General features: G+C 53.0%; 22 protein-coding genes. All 22 read right to left on the bottom strand.

What is annotated here, in order from left to right:
* Positions 1-214 precede the first annotated feature (214 nt).
* Genes WC772_02455 through WC772_02350 form a run of 22 tightly spaced genes read right to left on the bottom strand, consistent with a single transcriptional unit; the run spans position 215 to position 22,516 of the window.
* A complete protein-coding gene (locus tag WC772_02455) occupies positions 215-1,159 on the bottom strand; it encodes a GDP-mannose 4,6-dehydratase (protein MFA6169616.1) in 945 nt (314 codons plus the stop codon).
* A complete protein-coding gene (gene gmd / locus WC772_02450) occupies positions 1,159-2,115 on the bottom strand; it encodes a GDP-mannose 4,6-dehydratase (protein MFA6169615.1) in 957 nt (318 codons plus the stop codon). The genes WC772_02455 and gmd overlap by 1 nt, the downstream gene beginning before the upstream one ends.
* Positions 2,116-2,133: 18 nt before the next feature.
* Complete coding sequence (locus tag WC772_02445) at positions 2,134-3,099, bottom strand: NAD(P)-dependent oxidoreductase (protein ID MFA6169614.1); 966 nt, start codon at positions 3,097-3,099, stop codon at positions 2,134-2,136.
* A 29-nt stretch (positions 3,100-3,128) separates the two neighbouring features.
* Positions 3,129-4,166, bottom strand: a complete 1,038-nt coding sequence (locus tag WC772_02440; GenBank protein ID MFA6169613.1) for an NAD-dependent epimerase/dehydratase family protein — start codon at positions 4,164-4,166, stop codon at positions 3,129-3,131.
* Entirely contained in the window at positions 4,166-5,392 is a 1,227-nt protein-coding gene (locus WC772_02435) for a glycosyltransferase family 4 protein (GenBank protein MFA6169612.1), read from the bottom strand. The genes WC772_02440 and WC772_02435 overlap by 1 nt, the downstream gene beginning before the upstream one ends.
* Entirely contained in the window at positions 5,392-7,548 is a 2,157-nt protein-coding gene (locus WC772_02430) for a bi-domain-containing oxidoreductase (protein MFA6169611.1), read from the bottom strand. The genes WC772_02435 and WC772_02430 overlap by 1 nt, the downstream gene beginning before the upstream one ends.
* Positions 7,549-7,570: 22 nt before the next feature.
* On the bottom strand, positions 7,571-8,788 hold the full coding sequence (locus WC772_02425) for a glycosyltransferase family 4 protein (protein MFA6169610.1): 1,218 nt from the start codon (positions 8,786-8,788) through the stop codon (positions 7,571-7,573).
* Positions 8,789-8,806: 18 nt separating this feature from the next.
* The gene (locus tag WC772_02420) at positions 8,807-9,829 is read right to left on the bottom strand and encodes a radical SAM protein (protein ID MFA6169609.1); all 1,023 of its coding nucleotides are present in this window, start codon (positions 9,827-9,829) and stop codon (positions 8,807-8,809) included.
* The gene (locus tag WC772_02415; GenBank protein ID MFA6169608.1) at positions 9,826-10,929 is read right to left on the bottom strand and encodes a glycosyltransferase family 1 protein; all 1,104 of its coding nucleotides are present in this window, start codon (positions 10,927-10,929) and stop codon (positions 9,826-9,828) included. Before WC772_02415 ends, WC772_02420 begins: the two co-directional genes overlap by 4 nt.
* Positions 10,926-12,221 (bottom strand): hypothetical protein, encoded by a 1,296-nt coding sequence (locus WC772_02410; GenBank protein MFA6169607.1) that lies wholly within the window; start codon positions 12,219-12,221, stop codon positions 10,926-10,928. The genes WC772_02415 and WC772_02410 overlap by 4 nt, the downstream gene beginning before the upstream one ends.
* Positions 12,222-12,224: 3 nt before the next feature.
* A complete protein-coding gene (locus WC772_02405; GenBank protein MFA6169606.1) occupies positions 12,225-13,439 on the bottom strand; it encodes a glycosyltransferase family 4 protein in 1,215 nt (404 codons plus the stop codon).
* Positions 13,418-14,329 carry a glycosyltransferase gene (locus WC772_02400; protein MFA6169605.1) on the bottom strand — a complete coding sequence of 304 codons (912 nt, stop codon included), beginning with the start codon at positions 14,327-14,329 and terminating at the stop codon, positions 13,418-13,420. Before WC772_02400 ends, WC772_02405 begins: the two co-directional genes overlap by 22 nt.
* Positions 14,326-15,189 (bottom strand): NAD(P)-dependent oxidoreductase, encoded by an 864-nt coding sequence (locus tag WC772_02395; GenBank protein ID MFA6169604.1) that lies wholly within the window; start codon positions 15,187-15,189, stop codon positions 14,326-14,328. The genes WC772_02400 and WC772_02395 overlap by 4 nt, the downstream gene beginning before the upstream one ends.
* A complete protein-coding gene (locus WC772_02390; GenBank protein MFA6169603.1) occupies positions 15,186-15,635 on the bottom strand; it encodes a dTDP-4-dehydrorhamnose 3,5-epimerase family protein in 450 nt (149 codons plus the stop codon). Before WC772_02390 ends, WC772_02395 begins: the two co-directional genes overlap by 4 nt.
* Complete coding sequence (locus WC772_02385) at positions 15,628-16,677, bottom strand: NAD(P)-dependent oxidoreductase (GenBank protein MFA6169602.1); 1,050 nt, start codon at positions 16,675-16,677, stop codon at positions 15,628-15,630. The genes WC772_02390 and WC772_02385 overlap by 8 nt, the downstream gene beginning before the upstream one ends.
* The gene (rfbF, locus tag WC772_02380; GenBank protein MFA6169601.1) at positions 16,677-17,462 is read right to left on the bottom strand and encodes a glucose-1-phosphate cytidylyltransferase; all 786 of its coding nucleotides are present in this window, start codon (positions 17,460-17,462) and stop codon (positions 16,677-16,679) included. Before rfbF ends, WC772_02385 begins: the two co-directional genes overlap by 1 nt.
* Before the next feature lie 11 nt (positions 17,463-17,473).
* Positions 17,474-18,466, bottom strand: a complete 993-nt coding sequence (locus WC772_02375; GenBank protein MFA6169600.1) for an NAD-dependent 4,6-dehydratase LegB — start codon at positions 18,464-18,466, stop codon at positions 17,474-17,476.
* Between the two features lie 16 nt (positions 18,467-18,482).
* Entirely contained in the window at positions 18,483-19,187 is a 705-nt protein-coding gene (locus WC772_02370; protein ID MFA6169599.1) for a hypothetical protein, read from the bottom strand.
* On the bottom strand, positions 19,187-20,059 hold the full coding sequence (locus tag WC772_02365; GenBank protein ID MFA6169598.1) for an NAD-dependent epimerase/dehydratase family protein: 873 nt from the start codon (positions 20,057-20,059) through the stop codon (positions 19,187-19,189). The genes WC772_02370 and WC772_02365 overlap by 1 nt, the downstream gene beginning before the upstream one ends.
* Positions 20,049-20,753, bottom strand: a complete 705-nt coding sequence (locus WC772_02360; protein ID MFA6169597.1) for a sugar phosphate nucleotidyltransferase — start codon at positions 20,751-20,753, stop codon at positions 20,049-20,051. Before WC772_02360 ends, WC772_02365 begins: the two co-directional genes overlap by 11 nt.
* The gene (locus WC772_02355) at positions 20,750-21,454 is read right to left on the bottom strand and encodes a glycosyltransferase (protein MFA6169596.1); all 705 of its coding nucleotides are present in this window, start codon (positions 21,452-21,454) and stop codon (positions 20,750-20,752) included. Before WC772_02355 ends, WC772_02360 begins: the two co-directional genes overlap by 4 nt.
* On the bottom strand, positions 21,455-22,516 hold the full coding sequence (locus WC772_02350) for an N-acetylneuraminate synthase family protein (protein MFA6169595.1): 1,062 nt from the start codon (positions 22,514-22,516) through the stop codon (positions 21,455-21,457). It abuts the gene before it with no gap.
* Between the last annotated feature and the right edge of the window lies 1 nt (position 22,517).

Here is a 22,517-nt window from a genome sequence, read left to right as displayed (position 1 = left end):
CCCCTAGGGCAAGAAAAGGCGTATAACCCTCACCCAAGTAACTGCAACGAGTTTAGTTAATAGTTAGCAACCCTCTCCCAACGACTGCTACGTCCGCCTCTGGCGGAGGAGAGGGACTATTTCTTTGCCATCAAAAAGGAATAACTCCCTCTCCCTTTGGGAGAGGGTTGAAAACAAAAACTAATCAAGTCATTTAAAGTTGGGTGAGGGCTGGCTAAACTTTTCCTCTCCAATAATCTAAAATCTCGACCAGAGTCGCGTCCAGCGGGCGACGCGGCTGCCAGCCGAGCTCTTTCAGTTTCCGATTATCGATCTTCATCGAGACCAGATCGGCCTTACGGAAACGGTCCGGGTCAACCGTCACCTTAACCGGCACCTTCACCAGCTCGGTCAAACAGGCAACGATCTTCTTCAGGTATTGGTTCTCCCCACGGCAGATTATATAGGCCTCGCCGCTTTTCCCTTTTTCCGCCAGCAGGATATAAGCGTCAACAACATCGCGAACGTCGGTAAAGTCGCGGTAGATCTCCAGGTTTCCAACTTTGATCTCCCCCCCCCCGCTTTTTTCCAATTCGGCAATCTGCTTGGCCACGGTCGGAACAAAGAAGGTCGGCGTTTGCCGCGGTCCGGTATGGCTGAAAGGCCGGGCCATGACCACCCTCAAGCCGTAAGTTTTGGCGTAGACACGCCCCAACTGGTCAAGGGCCGCTTTGCTAACCGCATACGGGCTTTTGGGAATGATCGGCGAGCTCTCGCTGGTCAAAACTTTTTCGCTCAACGCTTCGCCGTAGATCTCGCTGGAGGTGACCAGGACGACCGTCGCTTTAGGACGATGATGCCGGACCGCTTCCAGCAGGTTGAGGCTTCCCAGGACGTTGACCATGAAACATTTGCGGGGGTCGTCGAGGGAATCTTTGACGCTGCTGACCGCCGCCAGATGGTAGATCTCGTCGGGCGCTTCGGCCGCGATGATCTTTTCAAGGGCGGATGAATCGCTAAGATCGAGGGGGATCAGTTTCAATTTCGTTTCGACCGCCGCCAGATTGTCCAGCGGGGTCCCGGGTTGGACGGAACCGGCAACCTGCCGGCCGCTTTTAAGCAGCGCTTCAGCTAAGTAGCTCCCGGCAAAGCCGTTGATCCCGGTAATAAAAGCTTTCATTACACCTGGTTGCTCTTAAGGTCGGAATCAACCATCATCTTGACCAGCCCTTCAAAACCAACCTTCGGTTGCCACCCCAGCATTTTCTTCGCCTTTGAGTTGTCAGCGATCAGCAGGTCAACTTCGGCCGGCCGGAGAAACAGCTTGTCGACTTCAACGTATTTTTTGTAATCGAGCCCAACGTGCGAGAAAGCGATCTCCACAAATTCGCGGACGCTGTGGGTCTCCCCCGTCCCGATCACATAATCGTCCGGTTTCGCCTGCTGGAGCATCAGGTACATCGCTTCGACATAGTCGCCGGCAAAACCCCAGTCCCGTTTGGCGTCCAGGTTACCGAGCCCAAGCTTTTGCTGTTTGCCAAGCTTGATCCTGGCGACCGCGTCGGTGATCTTCCGGGTAACGAACTCTTTCCCCCGGCGCGGCGACTCGTGGTTAAAGAAGATCCCGGAACAAGCGAAAAGATTATATGATTCGCGATAGTTAACGGTAATAAAGTGGCCGTAAACTTTGGCGACGCCGTAGGGACTGCGCGGATAAAACGGGGTCGACTCTTTCTGCGGCGTTTCCCTAACCTTGCCGAACATCTCGCTCGACGAAGCCTGATAGAACTTGATCTTCGGATCGACCAGGCGGATCGCTTCCAGCATCCGGGTCACCCCCAGGGCGGTAAATTCCCCGGTCAGGACCGGCTGGTTCCAGGAAGTCGGGACAAAAGACTGCGCAGCTAAATTATAAACCTCGTCCGGTTTAACTTCCTGGATTAGTTCGATGATCGAAAGCTGATCTAAAAGATCGGCCTGTTTTAAAGTGATCTTGTCCATCAGGTGGTTGATCCGGTCGGAACTTTCGGTGCTCGCCCGGCGGACCATCCCGTAAACTTCGTACCCCTTGCTAAGCAAGAGCTCCGCTAAATACGACCCATCCTGTCCTGTGATCCCGGTAATTAAAGCTTTCATGAAAAAACTCCTTAGCGATCAGATCCGGCGCGCCTGATTAAGCCACTTGATCGTTCGCGCAATCCCTTCTTTGATGTTGAACGGTTGCGGACCGACGACCTCTTTGAGCGGCGTCATATCAAACACATATTCGGTCAGAATATTGTTCAATCTGAAACTCTGCAAAGGAACATTTTCCCAGCCGCAGCGCTGAAGCAGGTCGCCGACTTTGGCCAGCAACTTTATCGGCGTCAAAGGAAGCTTGAAGATCCGGCGCGCGTTCAACTGCAGCCTGATCTCTTCCGCCATATTGTAAAGGTCGGCGGGCTCATAATCGGCAATGTAAAATGTTTTCCCGGCAATTTTTTCCAGAGGAGCGCGCAACAGCTTAAGAATGGAGAAAACGGCGTTCTCAACGTAGCCCAACGACCGTTTATAATGTCCGCTGCCGGTATGGAAATACCACCCCTGTTTGATGGAACGGAAAAAATTGATGTACGGCTCTTCCCCCCACGGCCCCCAGATCGAGATCGGCCGGATGATCGTCCAGGCGAACTTCAGATCTTGCCGCCCACGGACGATCTTCTCCCCGATCATTTTGCTTTCGCCGTAAAGGGTGGACGGCTTATAGTCGGTATCGTGCTTGGGGATGTACCCCATCTCGCAAACCAACAAAGTTGAGGTGAAAACCGCTCTTTGCACCGAGGGAGTACCGTCAAGCGCCGCCAGCATATTCTTGACGCCGGTGGTGTTTTCGGCGTAACTTTCCAGATTGGGCCGGTTCAGGCCGGTTTTCGCCGCCAGATGAACGACCAGCTCCGGGTTAAAGTCCCTGATCTCCTTTTTCAGCTTCTCAAGATCAAGGATGTCGCATTGGCGCCAATATTGATTATGCTTAATTTCGCGAGGCGGTTTAATGTCGATATTCAAAATATCGATATTATCTTCCTTCAGGAGAAGATCGATCATATTCGTGCCGATGAATCCGGACCCACCGGTAACCAATATTTTAATAAAAACACTCCCTTAAGTTTTTATTTGCAGACCATCGCCCTGACGGCCGAAGAGGCGCCGGGCCCGAAACTAGCCGCTCTTTGGATATCATCCCAGTTGGCTTTAAACCACTCGATCGCTTTGGGCAAACCTTCTTCAAAGGTCGTGTTCGGCGCGTAACCGATCAATTTATTGGCCCGTTCGACCGAGGCCAAGATCCTGGACTTGGTATCCCATTTTCGCCGCGGGGCGAAATTAATGCCGGCCTTGTTCCCCGTCAATTTATTGATCATCTCCGCCAGTTGCTTGATCTGGATTTCCCGGCCGGAAGCAAGGTTAAACTCCTGGCCGACCGCTTCCGGCATGACCCCGGCCCGCAACAGCCCGTCGACGATATCTTCAACGAACGTAAAATCGCGGGTCTCTTCGCCGGTCCCGGTAATGGGGAGCGGTTTGCCGCTCATCGCCCAGTAAATAAAATTAGGGATGACGTTCCGGTATTGGCCGGGGATCTCTCCCGGACCGTAAGAATTGAAAAACCTCGTTTTGACGCAAGGAACGTCGTATTGGTGCTGGAAAAAGTTGCAGTAAAGTTCCCCCAGCATTTTGGTGATCTGGTAAGGGGTGCTCAAGTGCATCGACATGAAATCTTCCTTCAGGGGCATGGGAGCATGACTGCCGTAAATCGAACAGCCCGATGAAGCGTAAACAAAGCGTTTGACCCCGGTCAGGGCGCTGTATTCCAGAAGTTTCAGGGTGCCGAAGCCGTTGACCCGCAGGTCCTGTTCGGGGTGGTCGATCGAATTCTGGTTGGCAAAAAACGCCGCCAAATGAAAGACGTACTCCGGCTCTTCAAAAAAGACCCTTTTTAATTTGATCTCATCAACGATATCCCCTTCGGAAAACAGCACGTTCGGCAGGGAAGGAACATTCCACCGTTCGGAAGAAGAGAGATCGTCAAGCACGATGATCTTGCCAGCCCCCAGATTCCCCAAAGCTTTGACCAGGTTCGAGCCGATGGCGCCGGCCCCGCCCGTAATAAGGATCGTTTTCCCCTGATACTGTTTTTTATAGTCCATTATTTCCTCCTTGAAAGAACAGCCTTGAAAATCTTTTCATAACTGGTAACGCAGTGTTCCCGGGAAAAGGCGGTTTCTGCTCCTTGGCGGCCGTTTTTACCCATAATTTCGCGAAGCGACGAGTCATTATACAATTTTCTTATCGCGGCCGCAAGTTCGCCGGAATTGTCGGGTTCAACCGCCAGGCCGCAATTGAATTCCGCCAGGATCTTCGGAGCGTCGCCTTGCAGCGGCAGACTGGCGACGACCGGCTTGCCGGCCGCCATGATACTAAGCATTTTGCCGGGAACAACCGGGGTTGCCAAATCTTTCTTTAAGGTCACGAGACAGAGATCGGAGGCGTGCAGGATCTGCGGATAGATCTTCAGCGGCTGGGTAGGAACGAACAAGACGTTCGCTAATTTTTTCTCTTTAACCAGGCCCTCCAGCTCGGCCTTTTTCACCCCGTCTCCCACCAAAACAAACAGCATGTTTTTTTCATTCCGCAAAATATCGGCCGCCCCGATCACCACTTCCAGCCCCTGCGCGAAACCCATAACCCCGGCGAAAGAAACAACGAATTTCTCCCCGAGCCCGTGCTTCCGGCTGAAATCATTTCCCTTGGGAGCCGGTTTGATCTCATCGATATCGACCCAGTTATGGACCACCTCGACCAGGTTGTCGCGCGCCCCGTGCGCCCGGACGTACTCCCGGTTCCCCAAAGAATGAACGGTAATCGCGTCGGATTGGCGATAGATAAACCTTTCCATCCGGCGCGAGACGCCGATCAACATTTTATTCTTCAGCAATCCAAGATCGATGACCGTCTGGGGATAGAGGTCCTGGATATTGACCACCACCGGACAACGCTTGATCTTCCCGAGCCAGAAACCGGTCACGCCCAAAGGCAGCGGCGGGGAATACACCAGGATCAGATCGGGCCTTTTCATGAACAGGCCGCCCCAGAAAAAGATCCAGCCGAGAATGAAATGCTCAAAGCCTCTGATCAGGGGAACGGTGCGCGCCAAGGGGGGGGTCCGAAACCGCCGGACCTCGACACCGGCCAGTTTCTCCCGCGCCGGGATGGCGGAAAGATCGGTCCCGTCGGCCACATTGTAGCGCGGCATCCGGGTAATGACCGACACCTGATGCCCCCTCTTAACCAGCGAAGCGGCCAGTTCAAAAAAGAGGGTCGACGCGGACTTGGTTTCCGGCGGAAAAGCTTCGGACAGGATAACGATCCGCATTACAGGTCCGCAATCTCGACCGGCCGGCCGGATTTGATCGACTCCATGACGGCAAAGGTCGCGAGGGTCGTGTAGACGTATTCGGAAAAATCGACCGGTAGCGGGCGGCCGTTCTTCAGCGCGTCAAAAAACTCTTCAAATTCCTTTTGGTGCCCCCGGTCAATATTGAATTTTTTCGTCTTTTCCTTCTTCCCGTCCCGCACGAATTCCAGGCCGACGAAGTTATCGAGCACGTAACTCTGATTATTGCCGAAAACCTCGAGCCGCTCGCGCGGGATCCCTTTGTGTCCGACGGAGGTGTAAAGGAGGGTCGCGACCGAACCGTTCTTCATTTTAATCGTAATGGCGATATTGTCCTCGTTCGTCACCTGATCGTTGGCCGACGAGATCGTTTCCGCAAAGACCCTGACCGGCAGGGAAGAGGTCGCGTACTGGATCGAGTCGATGAAATGGCAGACTTCGCCGATGACTCTCCCCCCGCCTTCCTTGTTCAAGGTCCAATGCGACTTGGGAACAAAACCGGCGTTGACCCGGCAATTGACGGTCACCGCTCCGATCTCTCCCATAAGGGCTTTGGCCCGCGTCGCGGACGGAGCAAAACGGCGGTTAAACCCGACCATCAAACGTTTGCCGGACTCCCGGTAAGCGGCGCCGACCTCTTTTAATTCGGTCGGGTTGAGGGCCAGCGGTTTTTCCACGAAAACGTCCTTACCGGCGGCCAGGGCTTCGACGATCATCCCGGCATGGAGGTCATGGCGCGTGGCAATAATTACCGCGTTGATCTTTTTATCGCTAAGGATTTCCTTATAGTCGGTGGTGCAATATTCGAAACCATACTGATTGGCAACGTTCCGCCCGGAAAGGCCGGTCGCGGTCGCTACGCCGCGCAGAGCAAGCCCCTTGATCTTTTTCAGGCACGGCAGGATCGTCACATTGGAAAAGAGACCGGCCCCGATCAGCCCAACGACCGGTTGCCCCGGCTGGTAGTCGCCCTTCGGCGCGGTCACCGCGATCTTTTTTTCTTGCGCCGGGCTGTCCTTGTACTGAAGCAGGACGCCAAGATAATATGGGTGTTCTTTGCTTAGCAGAAGTTCGTAAGCCGAAAGGGCCTCGTCTATGTTAAAGCGGTGGGTAATGACCGGGGCCATCGTCACCCGCTTGTCGGCGGCCAGGCTCAAAAACTCTTTCATGTTCCCGGCCTGCGTCCAGCGGACCAAGCCGAGCGGATAATTATGGCCTTTCAATTCCCAATCGGGATCGAATTTTCCCGGACCGGTCGCGCGGGAAACGATAAGGGAAAGCTCTTTCTCGAAAAAGACATTGCGCGGCACCTCAAGCTTAACCAGCCCGCAGGCCACGATCTTCCCTTTCTCCCGCGTGATCTCCGCGGCCAGTTCCAGCGGGTCGTTGCTGCTGGTCGAAGCCATGATGATCGTCGCGTCAAAACCGTGGCCGTCGGTCAGCAATTTAGCTTTCGTTGCGAACGCCTGGCGATCGGTCAACCCGCCTTTCGCCCCCAATTCGACCGCCAGCGCGACTTTTTTCGCATCGAGATCGAAGCCGAAAGCATCACAGCCCCAGGCCTTCAGGACCTGGACCGAAATCTGGCCGAGCAAGCCCAGGCCGATCACGGCGACCTTGGAACCAAAGGTCAAGTCGGCGCTCCGGATGGCGTGAATGGCGACCGCCGCGATATAAGCGAAGGCGGCGTCCTCGTCGGAAACCCCGTCCGGGATCTTCACGCAGTCGTTCTTCGGGACCCAGGTGATCTCCGAATGGGTCGCGAAAAGATCACTGCCGCAGGCGACGCGATCGCCGATCTTAAATTCGTCGACCCCCGCGCCGACCGCCAGAACTTCTCCGGCCGAACTGTAGCCGAGCGGCTGCTGGGTCTCCATCCGCCCTTTGACCGCCTGATAAGCCTCCATAATTCCTTCGGTTTTGGCCTTATCAATCAGGCGGCGGACCAGGTCCGGGCGCGACAGCGCTTTGCCGACCAGATTTTGCTGGGCCAAATTGACGATCAATTTCTCGGTGCCGACGCTGACGGCGGAACGGGTCGTTTTGATCAGGACCCCGCCGGCCTTGACCTGCGGCGCCGGAACGTCGACCAGGTTCAATTCCCCCGTTTTAAAACTCTGCACTACTTGTTTCATGACAATTCCTTTCCCCTTTGTATTATTTATCGCGCCCGGCGACTTGCGCGAAAAGCTCTTCGTATTTTTTCGAACAGACGGCGAGCGAATAATGGTTCACGACCCATTCCCTCCCCCGGCGCCCGCAGCTCTCGCCCAAAGCGCGGTCGCGAAACAATTTCAGCACGGCGTCGCGAAAAGCCGCCGTTTCTCCCGCTTTGACGACGAGACCGGAACCGGCCCGTTCGATAAACTTCGGCGCGTCACCGGAAAGCGGCAAGCTCGCCAGGATCGGCCGTCCGGCCGACATGATGCTTAGCATTTTCGACGGCACGACGGGAGTGGCGACCGATGCGTTAAGCGTCAGCAGTCCGACATCCGAAGCAGCCAACAGTTTAACATATTTATCGCGCGGCTGAATAGGGATCATGATGACATTTTTTAACCCCAGTTCCCGCCATTTGGCCTCCGTTTCGGCGTGCTTCGGGCCGTTGCCGGCCAGCAGGAAAACGATCTTATCCTCCGCCGTTAAAAGCTTGGCACAGTTGAATATAATTTCCATATCCTGCGATTCGGCGATGCAACCGGCAAAAGTGAGGACGAACTTATCGTCCAACCCCAATTTTTCGCGGAATTCATTATGTTTATCTTCCGGCTTAATAAATTCGGTGTCCACCCAGTTATAGACGACCGTGACCTTGTCCGGATCGCCGGCGGTCTTTTCGACGATTGTTTTATTGCTTTCCGACATGACCGTGATCCGGTCAACCAACCGATAGATCAGTTTCTCCAGGAAACGCGCGGCCCGGATAAACAACCGGTTTTTCATCAAACCGAGATCGATCAAACTTTGCGGAAAAAGGTCCTGCACGTTCATGACCACGCGGCTCCCGGTAATCAGCCTGACCAGAACGGCGGCGTAACCGACGACGATGGGGGGCGAATAGACCAGCGTGACGTCGGTCCGTCCGGCGCGCGCGGCGGCAACGGCTAGGCAAACGATGTTCAGAACATGCTCGAGCTCCCTGAACAACGGGATCTTTCTGGACAGCTGCGGAATATTAACCCTGATCACTCTGACCCCTTCCCTGATTTCCTCGATAAAGAGGCCGCCGCTGTTTTCCGGCCAGAGTTCCCGCGGAATATGACGGGGAAACCTGGTCACAACGACGACCTCGTGCCCCTTATTTTTCAGGTCATTGGCCAGTTCGTAAAATTGATTGGCGGCGGCGCCGATCTCCGGCGGATAACAATTGGTCATGAGCATGATCCTCATTGTTTAAAACACCCGCGGACAGGCGCGGCATAGTTTTGAGCCCTGTCTCCCCTGCAAGATCAGCCGCCGGAGCGCCCGATAGCGATCGTTGTTCCAGAGCTTCTTTACGCCGCCGTCAAAAGCGTTGCCAACAACGTAAGTTTCATTATAATCGAAACAGCACGGGACCACTTTCCCGTCCCAGCCGACGATACAGCCGCTCCAGGCCCAGCCGCAGGTCCGGTCGACTTTCATTACTGAAGACATGATGTTCTTGAACCGCTTGTCTTTGGGAACGAACTTTTCGGTCTCTTTTTCGCCGGGTGAGTCCCCCAGGTACATTTCCCAATAGGTGGAGAAGTTGACCTTGTCGACCTTCAATTCTTCAGCCAGACGGCGGAAAGCCTCCATTTCAGCGGTATTGTTCTCCATGAGGATCATGTTGACGGTCACGAACGGCTTTTTCTTTCCAAGGTTCTTTCTTACTTCCATTAAGCGTTTAATGTTGTCTTTTAACCGGTTGAAATCCCCGCCCGGCCGGTTAACGCGATAGGTCTCTGGGGAAGCGGCGTCGATCGAAACGATCAGTTCTTCCAGGCCGGATTCGACCAGTTTCTCCGCTTTCTCCGCATTGAGGGCGTTGCCGTTGGTACTAAGCATAACGGAAATATTTTTATCGCGGGCGTATTCGACCATCTTGAAGATGTCCGGATGCAGCAGCGGCTCGCCAAGGTTGAACGGACCGACCTTATAAAGATACGGCGCCATTTCATCGATGATCCGCTTATAATTATCAAAAGACATCAAACCCCTTTTTCTGACCGAATAGCCCTTGCCGGACGAGCACATCGGACATTGCAGATCGCACGTATTGTTGACCTCAATGCTCATATGCATCGGATAACCGAGCACCCTGTCGGACCTTAAAACGCGCCGCGAAATCTGATTTAAAATCAGGTTGAAGAGCCGACGCGGCGTATGCCGCCGCGGAAAACCGGTCAGCTGATCGAAGAAAAAATATTTCACGTAATTCGTTTTCTTGTTCATTTCATCTCTCCAAATAATTTAATTATCTCGATTACCGTATTGTCCCAAGTAAATTTCTGCGCCTTCTCCCTTCCCTTGTCCGATAATTCCCGGCGCAAAGCCTCATTACCGATCAATTTAACGATTAATTCAGCCAGCTCTTGCTGATTGAACGGATCAAAGGTCAGGCCGGAAGTCCCGATCATTTCCGGCAGACAGGTCGCGTTCGAGGCGATCACCGGCATGCCGGCGGCCATCGCTTCGATTATCGGCAAGCTGAAGCTCTCCACCAGCGACGGCAGAACGAAGATCAGCGACTCGGCATAAGCCCGGGTCAGATTGTCGCCCGTGAGCATGCCGGTAAAAATAATGTTACCACGCGATTCCGAATTAACGCACAGCGCCAGCAGTTCGTCGCGATATTTACCATCAACCGCGCCGACAAGTTTCAATTTATGCCGCTTTTTAATTTCCGGCGGCAGTGAATCGTAGGCCTTGATCAGGATTTCATAATTTTTTCGTCCGGAAATATTCGAAACCGAAAGGATTCCGCTGCGCGGCCTGTCCTCGTCCGCTATGGAAAACCGCCGGACATCGGCGCCCAAAAAGATCCGCCGCGTTTTTTTTCGGTCGATCCCGGTCGCTTTCAACGCCAGCTCCCTTGAATAATTGGAGGAAAAAATGACGACGTCGGAGAATCTCATCGAAAGAACGGTAATCTGTTTCAACAGCCAGATCCGCAGGCGCCGCAAGAGCGGCTCCCCAGCCACCTGAACGAACGGATCGATATTTTGGATCCAAAGCACTTTTTTGCATGGGGCTAAAAACGGGACGATATTAGCCGGGCAGAAAAGAACATCGATCCTTTTAGCATAGATCATCCAAGGAACGACAAGCTGCTCTTTCAGCAAGCGGTTGATCAGGCCGGATACTTTGATGATAACGATCTTAACGCGGCTGGCGAGCAATTCTTTGTCGCAAAGTTTTTCGTAATTCTCATTGGAAACCAATAATTCATATTCTTTGTCGGGATCCGTTTTTACCAGGCGCGGAACAATGTTTTGAATATAAGTTATGCCGCCGCCAAGCTTGGCGGAAAGAGCGTTGATCATGACCTTCATTTCAGCCGCTCCGCAGTTGACGCCCTTTTGCGCTTAAAATTGGCCGCTCCCTCGTAAAATAATTGTATGACAAAGATCAGGATCAGCACCGAAAAAACGTTCTGGGTAAAATAACGGAAACACCAGGCGAATTTTTCACTGACAATATCAACGCCGGCGACGCCGAGAAAACTATAATAATAAAATTGGCCGGGCAAGCCGCGGCGGCGCATTCTTTCGAAAAAAATGAAAATAAAAGAGAGCAGCGCGCTGAACAATGCGACTCCCAGAATGCCGCCGGCCGCCATGGCCTCGGCGATATAATGAAATCCTCCTTGCGGCGAGATCGTGCTTAGGCCGCCATGATCGTCCTCCCAGGCGCCCAGGAGCCCGCTTTGGGCCACTTTATTCACGCCGCTGGAGGCGTAAACAAAGTTCGGCACATAAATCAATATGGAATCGACCAGATAGTGGGTGTACATGGTGTAATAGCCGATCCCTCCCCTTTGCCAGCGGTCAATTACATAAAGGGCAGGATAAGCGGTAAAAACACTATCGGCGTAAATCGGCATCAAGAGGTATTTGGGAGTCTTAATAACGCGATCGATAAGTTTGACGCGGTAGAGTCCGACCGCCGACAAAAAAAGCGCGCCGATCAGCCCAAGAACAAACAGATGCTTGACGCTGATGATCCGCCGGTTGAAAAGATAGGCCAAATAGGCCGCGGCGGCGACCAAAAGGTACATCCTGCCGCCATAAATAAAGGTCGAAGCGCAAAAGCTCAAGAAAACAAACAACGTCAATAGTTCGAATTTTTCAATCAGCATATAATAAATAAAGATCCCGACAAATACGTTCCGAAGATTGGCATTGATCGAATGAGTCAGCCAATCAGCCCCCATATAACTTGTTTTCAGGCTAAGCACCAACATTAAAACGTTGAAAGCGGTCAAAACCATGAAAACAAAAAAGGCGTAATTTTTCGGGTGTTTTTTTTCAACCGGCGGCTCGGCGACCGGTCCGGACCCGGAACGTATTTTCCCGTAGACCAGATAAACCAGGGAAAACACGAAAAGCGAGAGCGCGTTGAAAAGCAAAAACATGCTGACCACCTCGACATTATCGTTCAACGCCATTCCGCCGAAAACATTGTTCGGAAAAAAACCGGTGATTATCAAATAGGTTCCGAGCCAGAAATAAAGCCATTGGAGGCCGAAGAAGGAATAAAGCGAAAGCAGACCCGGGCTGCGTTTATAATAAACATACAGATAAAAGAGACTGCTTAAAATAAGAAAAAATGTCGCGCTTTCCATAAATTACCTGCCTTTATTGCCGGCGGCGCCAAGCACGACCAATCCGTAAGCGATCTTTTCCAGATTTCGGTAACATTTGTTCTGATCGGCCCGTTCTTCAATAAGCTTGACGTTCCGCTCCCCGTACAACGTTCGTTCCGCCCGGTCGCTGATTACTTTAATAATCGCGGCGGCGGCCCCTTGAACATCGTCGGGCTTAAGAAGGTAGCCGTTCCAGCCGGGTTTGATCCATTCCCTGATATTGGGTAAATCCGAAACCACCGGGGTAGTCCCGCAAGCCATCGCCTCAAGCATCGACAGGGACCCGGAGTCGGTGTAAGACAGAGAAACGTAAACTTCGGCGCAGCGGTAGTACTGGCCCATGCTTTCGTATTCGGATTTCCCGACCCAAATGATTTTATCATATATTCCAAGGGTCTTGGCGAGATCTTCAAATTTATTAATTTCGGGCGCGGAATAATATTTAAGAATCAGCCGCGCGGTCGGCACAGCCGAAACGACCAGCGCGAAGGCTTTAAGCAGCCCGGAAATATTATAATATTGATCATACAAGCCCCGCGTGCTTAAAATAACCGGCCGGCCGCGCAGCCCCAATCTGTCAAGCAGCGGCCCGGGATCGACTTTCGGATTGAAAAGCGCCAGATCAACGCCGAAATGCTGATAGGCGGTCCGTTCCGCCGGCGCCCCCAGCTTTATCGCGAGCTGGTTCGACTCTTCCGAAGGATGAACGATAAAATCGGCCCGTTTGAGAACATATCTCGTCATTAAGCGGTGCAACATGAATTTTCTCGGGAAGAACATGATATCGGCCCCGCCGGTGCAGATCATAAAAGGATGAAAACCGGTAAAAATGCCGACGTATCCGCCAAACCCGATATAAAAAGCCTGCAGAATGTCCGGCCGCAATTCGCGAATTATTTTTCTGGCCCGATAAATATAAAGCGGATACCGCAGGTAACTCAAATAATAAAACTTAAGTTTCGCCAGGAGCTCTTTGATCGGTCCGGTCTTGCCCGTCCCCTTCGCCGGTTCGGCTGGACCGCCTCCCCGCCGCTTTCCCGCCAGAGAATGAACGGTCACGCCGGCCACCTGACAATCCGAATTAGACAGCAGGTGGACCTCATGCCCCCGCTCGGCAAACCATTGGACCCAGCGTTGCACATGGATGCTGTCGGACCAGCCGATAAAACATATTTTTAATTTTTTGGGTTGATCCATTTAATAACCCGACGTCCCGCCGTCTCCAAGCCGAGACGGAGCGCGTAATAAGGATTGTTCAATAGCGACCGGAACGCGGTCAAAAGGCCCGAACGCAACTGGCCGTATAAAAAATAACGGTAGCTTAACCGCAGATAGATCCTGGCCAAAGAAGAACGATAAAGAAAAAAATTATCGAGCGGGTAACGGGAGACGTAGCCGCGAAAATGCTTGCGGACGGCGCGGAGCTCGTTATCGAAAGCAGTTTTAAAATCATGGCTCAAATTGCTCTTGTGGATCCGGTAGTCGCCCAGCGTCGCGTCGAGAAAAAAGAATTTTTTACCTTTGGCGGCCAGCCGGAGCCAGGCTTCGTAATCTTCGACGTGGACAAAGCCCTTGTCACCGTCAAAGCCGCCGATCTCGTCCATCGCTTTTTTCCTGACTACCGTCGCGCTTCCCAGCACGCAGTTCCCCAGCAATAGAGCCCGAAAAACATCCCCCTTATCGGGTCCGACCAGCAAAAGCCCCCCCGGCTTCCCATGGACTACGGTCCGCAGATGGTGCGTCACCAAGTCGGTCTCCGGATGGTCGGCAAAAACTTCCATCACTTTGGCCAGCTTGTCGGGGTACCAGGAATCGTCGGAATCAAGATAGGCGAGATATTCGCCCCGCGCCAGTTTTCCGCCGGTGTTGCGCGGTCCGGCGACCGATCCCGTGTCTTTCTGATAATGATAACGAAGCTTATCCCAGGCGAGACGTTCAATCACTTCTTTGGTGTCATCGGTCGAACCGTTATCGACTACGATAACTTCGTAATCCTGATAGGTCTGCCCCTTCACCGAATTAAGGCAATCCGGCAAAAAATGAGCATGATTGTGAGTGGCAATAACGACCGAAACTTTAGGGTTCATTTCCCAAGCTCCCGGAACATCACTTTCACGTAGCGTTCGATCGCTTCTTCCCAAGCAGGGAGCGGCGCCAAGCCAAGATACTTTAAGTTCCAGTTATTCAGGATCTCGCAATTGGGGACGTTTGCTTTTCGCGGGAAAGCGCTGGAATCGACCGCTTCGACCGCCGTCTTCAGACCGCAGCTCTGGACGATCTTTTTAACGTAATCGGCCCGGCTTCCGCCGCCGGAATTGGTCACGTGATAAAGTCCGGTCACGCCGATCTTAACGATCTCGTCGATCTTGGGGACCAAGTCCTCAACCAGGGTCGGCGTCCCGAACTTGTCGCCGGCCGATTTCAGGACCGGAACCTTCTGCGCTTCCAGGTAGCGCTGGTAAACGAAATTCTTCTTGTGCTTCACGCTCCCGCCGAAGAGCCAGCCGGGACGGATAGCGTAGGTCCTGGGGTTCTCCCGCAGAGCGAGGACTTCCCCTTCATACTTCGAGCGGGCATAGACGGTCTTTAACACGACCGGATCGTATTCGGAATAGGATTTTACTTCGTCGCCGAAATAACCGCAGGAGCTGATGTAAACCAGCTCCGTTTTTTGTTTGGCGCAAGCCCTGGCCAGTTGGGCCGAAGCCCAGCTGTTCAGCTTATAAGCCAGCTCCGGATCGTTCTCGCTGGCGTCAACATGGAGACAAGCGGTGTGAAAAACATAGTCGGGCTTAAAAGCGGCCAGAGCGTCGGCGACCGCTTTCCGGTCCATAACGTCGAGCTCGGCATGGGTCGGCGCTTTGACCTCCGCCCCGGCCGCATTGTAATACCCTTCCAACGCGGTCGCCAGCATCCCTTTACCGCCGGTAATCAGAACTTTCTTCATCGGTGGACCAGGCTCCAGTCGTATTTGATGTGGCTCTTGAGCGGATCGTAGCGGAGCATCTCATTTTGTTCGTGCGGCTCGGTGGCGCAATTGGCGACGATCGCCGGCTTCACGCCGATCGTTTTATAGCCGTTGACCACGCCGACCGGGATCCGGATCAGTTGGTAATTATCCTCGCCGGTAAATATTTCCATCAGCTCACCGTAAGTCTTGGAATCTTTCCGTTCATCGTACATCACCAGCTTGATCATCCCCTGGATGACGGCGTAAAACTGGGTCTGCTTGGTGTGGAGATGCCACCCTTTAATGACGCCGGGATAAGCGACGGAAAAATAGACCTCGCCGAACTTCTCGAAATGCGGGTCAGTCGTTCGGAGCATATGCATGATCATCCCCCGCTCGTCCGGAATCTTTTTTAACGGAATTATTTTAACCCCTTCAATCATGATTTCCTCCTTTTTTCGTCCAATAAAAATCTTTGTCGAGCCAGCCTTCTTTCTGCAGCAGGGCCAGGTGCTTGAGGCGGATAAACTTCTCCCCTTCGAAAGCTTTGAGATCAAGGTGGTTCCGCTGGTAGGCGGCGTAAAGTTCTTCGACCCCTTTCAAAACGTTCCAGGTCGGCTTAAAGTAATCTTTTAAAACGGTGTTGATCTTAGTGAAATCAACTTTATAGGTCCGGGTATCGGCCCCATGTTCGCCGGTATATTCGACGCTGCAGCCGGGGATGACCTTTTTGACCGCGTCGGCCAGGTCCTTAACCTGATAATTCTCGCTGTTCTGGCCGACGTTGAAGACCTGGTTGTGGACCAGCTCTTGGGGGGCTTTCAGGGCGGCAATAAAAGCGCGGCTGAAATCCTGAATGTGGATCAGCGGCCGCCAGGGAGAGCCGTCGCTCATGATCTTGATCTTCTTGGCGGTGTAACCCCAGGCGGTCAAATTGTTAACGACCAGGTCGAGGCGGAGAAGCGGCGACGCGCCGTAAACGGTGGCGTTGCGCATAAAAACCGGCGAAAAATTCTGGTCGGCCAGCGGCGCAACCCCCTGCTCGGTCCCGATCTTCGATTTGGCGTAAGCGGTTACCGGGTTGAGCGCGCCGGTTTCGTCGATCGCTTTCCCCTCTTCCGCGATCCCGTAGACGCTGCAGGAAGAAGCGAAAACAAACCGTTTGACCCCGGCCTGTTTGGCCAGCCGGGCGCATTTGACCGAAGCATCAAGATTAATGACCTCGGTAATTCCCGGGTTCAGCTCGCCGATCGGATCGTTGGAGAGGCCGGCCAGGTGGATAACAGCGTCAATTCCCTGGAAATCGGCCGCGTCAATCTGGCGGATATCTTTGACGATCTGCCGGACCTTGGCTTTTCTTTTTTCAAACTCGCAGTCGTCAAAATAATTTGAGTCGAGGCCGACAACCTCAAAACACTGCTCGATGAGCATGGGACACATAACGTTCCCGATGTAACCGTTATTCCCGGTAACCAGTACTTTCATTACCATTTCCTCCAAAACGCTTTATTGTTCTGCCACAGGTTGTTCAGGTGCTCTGTTTCCCGGACCGTGTCCATGCATTCCCATGACCCCTTGTGGTCGTAAACCATCAGCTGCTTCTCTTCCGCCAGTTTTTCCAACGCCCCCATTTCAAAGTCGCAATCCTCATCGGTCGTCAGGTAATCGAAGATCTTCCGGTTGAGGACAAAATAACCGCCGTTAATCAGGCCGGCCGAGGCCTGGGGCTTTTCGGTGAATTTCTTCACCTGCCCGTTCTCAACGATCAGGTCGCCAAAACGGGAAGGCGGGCGGACACCAGTCAACGTCCCAATTTTACCATGTTTTTTATGAAAGGCGATCAGGTCGTTAACCTCGACATCGGCGATCCCGTCGCCGTAGGTCAGCAGGAACTGGTCGCCGTCGATATATTTTTCGATCTGCTTGATCCTGGCCCCTTTGAGAGCGTTGAGCCCGGTATCGACCAGGGTCACTTTCCAGTCGACTTCGTCGGCCTGGTTGTGGTAGGTCACTTCCCGCTTGCCGTCAAGCCTGATGGTAAAATCGTTCATCAGAACGTTGTAGTGGTAGAAATAATCCTTGATCATCCCCCCCTTGTAGCCGAGACAGAGAACAAACTCGTTAAAGCCATAGTAGGCATAGCCTTTCATGATGTGCCAGAGGATCGGCCGGCCGCCGATCTCGACCAGCGGCTTGGGACGCACTTCGGTCTCTTCCCTCATCCGGGTCCCTTTGCCGCCGCACAGGATCACGACTTTCGGTTTGGACATGATGGTTCCTCCTATAAGTTATAGATATCCGGTTTATACCGGTCGAGATTTTTAGCGATAAAATCGATCGTCTCTTTCAACCCGTTCTCCAGCGAAGTTTTTGGCTGCCAGCCGGTAAGTTCCAGCGCTTTCTTATTGTTGCTGATCAGCTTCATGACTTCGCTCTTAACTGGCCTGACCCGCTGTTCGTCGCTGATAATTTCGACTTTTGTCCCCATTAAGTTAATGATCTTGTCAGCCAATTCCCCGACCGTCACTCCGCTCCCGACTCCAAGATTAATCACTTCGCCGTTGCTCTTCTCGCTCTCGGCGATTTTGACGAAGCCTTCGACAGTATCTTTAACGTAGGTCAGATCGCGGACCGGGGAGAGCGAACCGAGCTTGATCTTTTTCGCCCCCGCCGCGATCTGGCTGATGATCGTCGGAATGACCGCCCGGGCCGATTGCCGCGGGCCGTAAGTATTGAACGGCCGGCAGGTCGCCACCGGCAGATTGAAAGAGCGGTAAAAGCTTTCGGCGATCATGTCGGCTCCGATCTTGGAGGCCGAGTAAGGCGACTGACCCTGAAGCGGATGCTTTTCATCGATCGGCACGTAAATGGCGGTCCCGTAAGTTTCGCTGGTCGAAGTGTGGACAAATTTGGCAACTTTTTGGTCGCGCGCCGCCTGCAAGACGTTGAGCGTCCCCATGACATTCGTCGAAACGTAAGATTCGGGGGAGTAATAAGAATAAGGGATAGCTATCAGCGCCGCCAGGTGAAAAACAACGTCGACATCTTTCATTGCCTGACGAACATTGTACGCTTCGCAGATATTGCCGGTAAAGATCTCGACCTTGGCCAGTTCCGCTTTCGGCAAAGTGTCCAGCCAACCCCAGTTATTGAAAGAATTATAAAGGACAAACGCCCTGACATCGGCCCCCAGCGCGATCAGCCGTTCGACCAGATGACTGCCGATAAAACCTTCCGCTCCGGTCACCAAAACTTTTTTTTCTTTTAAATTCATCGTCATTGCTCCTTCTTTATTCATTTTTCAACAAATCGCTGATCAAACTTTTAGGGAGCCGAACCAACCGGTCAAGGATGATCAAGTCGTAAATCGAATTGACCATCCGGGAATCGTGAAAATCCAACTCGCGGTAACCGACCTTCGCCCCCGGACCACCACGCCACCGCTCGCTCCCCAAATTATATGCGTAGATCCCGCCCAGTTCCTCAAACTTTTTGATCGTCTGTTGCCTGGTCGTTCGTTTTTTGTCGATCATCAGTTTCAGCCCGGCCTTGGTCTCTTCCCAAAAATAATTCCGATGTCCAAATAATGGGATCACCAGGTCGTAATCCTGGACTTTATCGACAAAATCCCGGATCAGTTCTTTATCTTTAAAAGGGGCGTTGGGATAAAGATTTATTAGAATATCAAATTTTTCCCCTTTCGTTTTAAAGAAATTCAAGGCTTCATCAATGATCGGCTCCATAACAACACTGTTAGAGGTCAGTTGTCCAGACCTTAGGAAGGGTACTTCCACTCCTAGCGACCGGCAATAGTCTGCGATTATCTGATCTTCAGTAGAAACAATCAACCGGTCAATGAATTCACATGATTGAGCCGCCTTGATCGTGTAATAAATCAAAGGCTTTCCGCCAAGCTCGCGCATATTCATCTTCTTTAAGCCGTCATTCCCTCCCCGAGCCGGGATCATCGCTAAAACTTTTTTGCCTTTGTACATTATTTGATCCGTCCTTCGCTTTTTAGAAGATCGGCCAGTCCGGCCGCGAAATCGTAGCGCGGCTCCCAGTTAAGTTCGCGGCGGACCCGGGTAATATCGGCGACCGTGTCCATGATCTCGTTCTTCCGGGTCGTCCCGGCCGATTCAACCGGTTTACGGCGGCCGCTAAGCTTGAAGATCAACTCCATCGCTTCGCCGACCGAGTAAGAAACACCGCAACCAAGGTTATAGGTCCGCGCGCCGGGAGTGGCCGACTGGCAGGCGCGCCAGATCGCTTCGACCACGTCCTTTATATATATGTAATCCCGCTTCGGCTTAAGATCGGCCACTTTGATCGCCGGCGCGTCCGAATAGAGCTGGGCAATGATCGAAGGAAGGAGGAACCGGGGGCTCTGCCCCGGACCGTAAACGTTAAAATTCCGCAGGATGGAAGCGGCCAGGCCAAAATCTTCGCTGTAAGCCGTGACCAGCTGTTCGGCCATGAGTTTGCTCCGGCCGTAAGGGTTATTGATCATGACCGGATGGGTTTCGTCGATCGGCAAGGTTTGCGGCTGGCCGTAAACGTAGGAGCTGGAATAAATTATCCGCTTTACTTTATTGAGACGGCAATATTCCAGGAGATTCAGAGTCCCGAGCAAATTGTCCCGGTAGATCGGATATGGCTGTTCGAAAGCGGTCTGAATGTTGGTGTTAGCGGCCAAATGAACGACAATCTCCGCCGCCGGCAGGGCCAGCGTCTGTTTCTGGTCAAGTAAGTCGTGGCCTAAAGAGAGATCGCATTCAAAGATCTCGACCGCTTCGGCGCGGAGGCGTTCGATCAGCGCCCGGCCGATAAAGCCGGCGGACCCGGTGATCAAGAGCTTATTTGCCATTTTCTATTTTCTCCAATAGATCGATCGCTTTTTCGTAATCCTCGGCCCGGCCGATATCGAACCAAAAGCCCTGGATCTTATGGGTGATAACTTTTTTTCCTTCAGCGGTCAGGAGCTTAATGACCTCGGGAAAATCGATCCGCTGGCCGTTGATATATTTAAAGACTTCGGGCGATAAAATGTTGATCCCGGCGCTGATCAGGTAATTTTCGGTCGGCTTTTCGGTCACACCGCTGAACTCGCCATTCGGTCCGCTCTCCACCACTCCGTACGGGACCTGCATGGCGTAATCTTTGACCCCCAGGGTCAAAGCGGCCCCCGCCTTTTCGTGGCCGGCCGCCAGCGCGGCGACGTCGACCCGGTTGATGATATCAGCGTTAATGACCAAAAACGAGCCGCTTAAAAGGTCGCGGATCTTGTGGATCCCGCCGATCGTCCCGGACTTGGCGTCTTCTTTGATCAGTTTAATGGTCACGTCGTACTTCTTTTGATAATCAAGGCAGACCTGGAACTTCTCGTGCTGATAAAAGACCAGGATAAAGATCTCTTTGATCCCCTGCTCCGCTAAGCCGCGAATAATGTATTCGATCACCGTGTAATCGCGCAGCGGCAGGAGCGGCTTGGGGATCGCGTAAGTTAACGGGCGCAAACGAACCCCTTCACCCCCGGCCATGATCACGGCTTGTTTGATCATTTGATCCTCCGCGGATGGTTGGCCCCAGTCTTATATTCCAGCCCGTATTTGGCCGCGATCCGGCGGCCGGTCGCTTCGACCAGCTCGGTGTTATCGCTCATGCTCGCGCCATGGACCCGGTACTCAAACAACGGTTCCGCCAGGTGCCGGCCAACGATCTTATTTTTCATCAGCCGGAGAATGAACTCATAGCTCTCCAAAGTCGGTAAACTTTCGTCATACAAACCGACCCGGTCGAACAGGGAACGCCGGAACATCGTCCCGCCGCTTAAAAAATCACCCCGGCTAAGCAGTTCGTCGCGATCAAAGGGAGGCAACGTTTTACGGATTTTCTCGCCGGTCTCTTCCATTAAATAATTATAGTCGGGATAAACAAAATCGACCGGCTCTTTATCCAAAACGGCCGCTTCCTTGGCCAGGATCCCGGGGTAAAAGATATCGTCGGCATCAAGCCGGATCAAGTATTGGCCAGCGGAATTTTTAACACCGAGATTGCTCGCGTTCGCCAACCCTTTCCCCTCCTGCTTGATGATCTTAACCTGACCGTTATAACCGGCTAAAACTTCCTCGCTCTTGTCCCCCGACGGCCGATAAACGACCAAGATCTCAAAATCGGGATAATCTTGCGCCAAAGCGCTGTCAATCGCCCCTTTCAAGTATTGGCCGTAATTATAACTGGTTATGATAACGCTGACCTTCACTTAGATCATGCTCCAACTAAGGATCTCGTCTTCGTTAATGTTAACCTTAGCTTCGCGCCCGACGATCTGGTCCAGGAAACGGGGATAGAGCCCGGTCCCGGGCCGCTTGCAGGCGAGCATCGATGCGCTAATCTTGGTCCCTTTTTTGATCGGCTTGATCGCGACGATACTTTTCCGCGCTAAGGCGTGCGCTTTGGCTTCCGCCTCGTAATAACCGCTTAAGGAGGTCCCGATCGCCGATTCGATTCGGCGGACATCTTTCATGAACTCCGGCAGTTCTTCCGCGCTTAAAGAAAGCCCGTGGTCTGGACTGTCGGGGAGACTTTTATCGACGGTGTAATGTTTCTCGATCGACCGCGCCCCCATGGCGACCGCCGCCAGCGGGATCAGGCTCCCCAGAGTGTGGTCGGAATAACCGACCGGGATCTCCGGGAAGATCTGCTTTAAGCGGAGCATTTTGGCCAGGTTGGCGTCTTTATCCTTACAGGGATAACTTAAAACACAGTGCTGGAGGGCGACCTGCTTGTTCCCGGTCTGATAGATCGTCTGCAGAGCGTCTTCCACTTCGCCGATGGTGCAGGCCCCGGTCGAGAGGATGATCGGCTTGCCGGTCTCGGCGACCAGCCGGATCAGCGGCAAATTGGGGACCTCGGCGGAAGCGATCTTGTAAAAATCGACGTCGAGCTTGATCAGGAACTTCGCGCTCTCCATGTCAAACGGAGAGGAAGAAAAAGCGATCTTCAATTTTTTGGCGTACGCTTTCAGTTCGAAGTAAGCGTCCTTGGGAAGAGAGTCGACTTTCTTGAACATGTCGTACTGGCTGCCGCCGCCATCGGTATCGAGCTTCGAATCCCAGTAGCGGGGCGCTTCCCGGGTGCTGATCCCCCCGGCGGTGTAGGTTTGGAACTTGATCGCGTCGGCCCCACCCTCTTTGGCGGTCTTGATCAACGCTTTGGCCCGCTGGACATCATTGTTATGGTTAACGCCGGCATCGAGCAGGATCACGCAGTGGTGATCTCCCCCCAGTTTAACGCCGTTCCCAAGATTGATCGCTCTTTCCATA

The sequence above is a fragment of the Candidatus Margulisiibacteriota bacterium genome (assembly GCA_041661965.1).
Lineage (GTDB): Bacteria > Margulisbacteria > WOR-1 > O2-12-FULL-45-9 > XYB2-FULL-48-7 > XYB2-FULL-45-9.
The sequence above is the reverse complement of the archived record's forward strand: the minus strand, read 5'-3'. Positions and strand labels throughout refer to the sequence as shown.

Bases quoted from the DNA above. Each gene is read 5' to 3' on its own strand.
- WC772_02395 (MFA6169604.1), bottom strand. From the start codon at position 15,189: ATGAAGAAAGTTCTGATTACCGGCGGTAAAGGGATGCTGGCGACCGCG.
- WC772_02415 (MFA6169608.1), bottom strand. From the start codon at position 10,929: ATGAAGGTCATGATCAACGCTCTTTCCGCCAAGCTTGGCGGCGGCATA.
- WC772_02410 (MFA6169607.1), bottom strand. From the start codon at position 12,221: ATGGAAAGCGCGACATTTTTTCTTATTTTAAGCAGTCTCTTTTATCTG.
- WC772_02360 (MFA6169597.1), bottom strand. From the start codon at position 20,753: ATGATCAAACAAGCCGTGATCATGGCCGGGGGTGAAGGGGTTCGTTTG.
- WC772_02425 (MFA6169610.1), bottom strand. From the start codon at position 8,788: ATGACCAATTGTTATCCGCCGGAGATCGGCGCCGCCGCCAATCAATTT.
- WC772_02370 (MFA6169599.1), bottom strand. From the start codon at position 19,187: ATGTACAAAGGCAAAAAAGTTTTAGCGATGATCCCGGCTCGGGGAGGG.
- WC772_02435 (MFA6169612.1), bottom strand. From the start codon at position 5,392: ATGCGGATCGTTATCCTGTCCGAAGCTTTTCCGCCGGAAACCAAGTCC.
- WC772_02455 (MFA6169616.1), bottom strand. From the start codon at position 1,159: ATGAAAGCTTTTATTACCGGGATCAACGGCTTTGCCGGGAGCTACTTA.
- WC772_02350 (MFA6169595.1), bottom strand. From the start codon at position 22,516: ATGGAAAGAGCGATCAATCTTGGGAACGGCGTTAAACTGGGGGGAGAT.
- WC772_02365 (MFA6169598.1), bottom strand. From the start codon at position 20,059: ATGGCAAATAAGCTCTTGATCACCGGGTCCGCCGGCTTTATCGGCCGG.
- WC772_02400 (MFA6169605.1), bottom strand. From the start codon at position 14,329: ATGAACCCTAAAGTTTCGGTCGTTATTGCCACTCACAATCATGCTCAT.
- gmd (MFA6169615.1), bottom strand. From the start codon at position 2,115: ATGAAAGCTTTAATTACCGGGATCACAGGACAGGATGGGTCGTATTTA.
- WC772_02385 (MFA6169602.1), bottom strand. From the start codon at position 16,677: ATGAAAGTACTGGTTACCGGGAATAACGGTTACATCGGGAACGTTATG.
- rfbF (MFA6169601.1), bottom strand. From the start codon at position 17,462: ATGTCCAAACCGAAAGTCGTGATCCTGTGCGGCGGCAAAGGGACCCGG.
- WC772_02375 (MFA6169600.1), bottom strand. From the start codon at position 18,466: ATGAATTTAAAAGAAAAAAAAGTTTTGGTGACCGGAGCGGAAGGTTTT.
- WC772_02430 (MFA6169611.1), bottom strand. From the start codon at position 7,548: ATGAAACAAGTAGTGCAGAGTTTTAAAACGGGGGAATTGAACCTGGTC.
- WC772_02405 (MFA6169606.1), bottom strand. From the start codon at position 13,439: ATGGATCAACCCAAAAAATTAAAAATATGTTTTATCGGCTGGTCCGAC.
- WC772_02390 (MFA6169603.1), bottom strand. From the start codon at position 15,635: ATGATTGAAGGGGTTAAAATAATTCCGTTAAAAAAGATTCCGGACGAG.
- WC772_02420 (MFA6169609.1), bottom strand. From the start codon at position 9,829: ATGAACAAGAAAACGAATTACGTGAAATATTTTTTCTTCGATCAGCTG.
- WC772_02440 (MFA6169613.1), bottom strand. From the start codon at position 4,166: ATGGACTATAAAAAACAGTATCAGGGGAAAACGATCCTTATTACGGGC.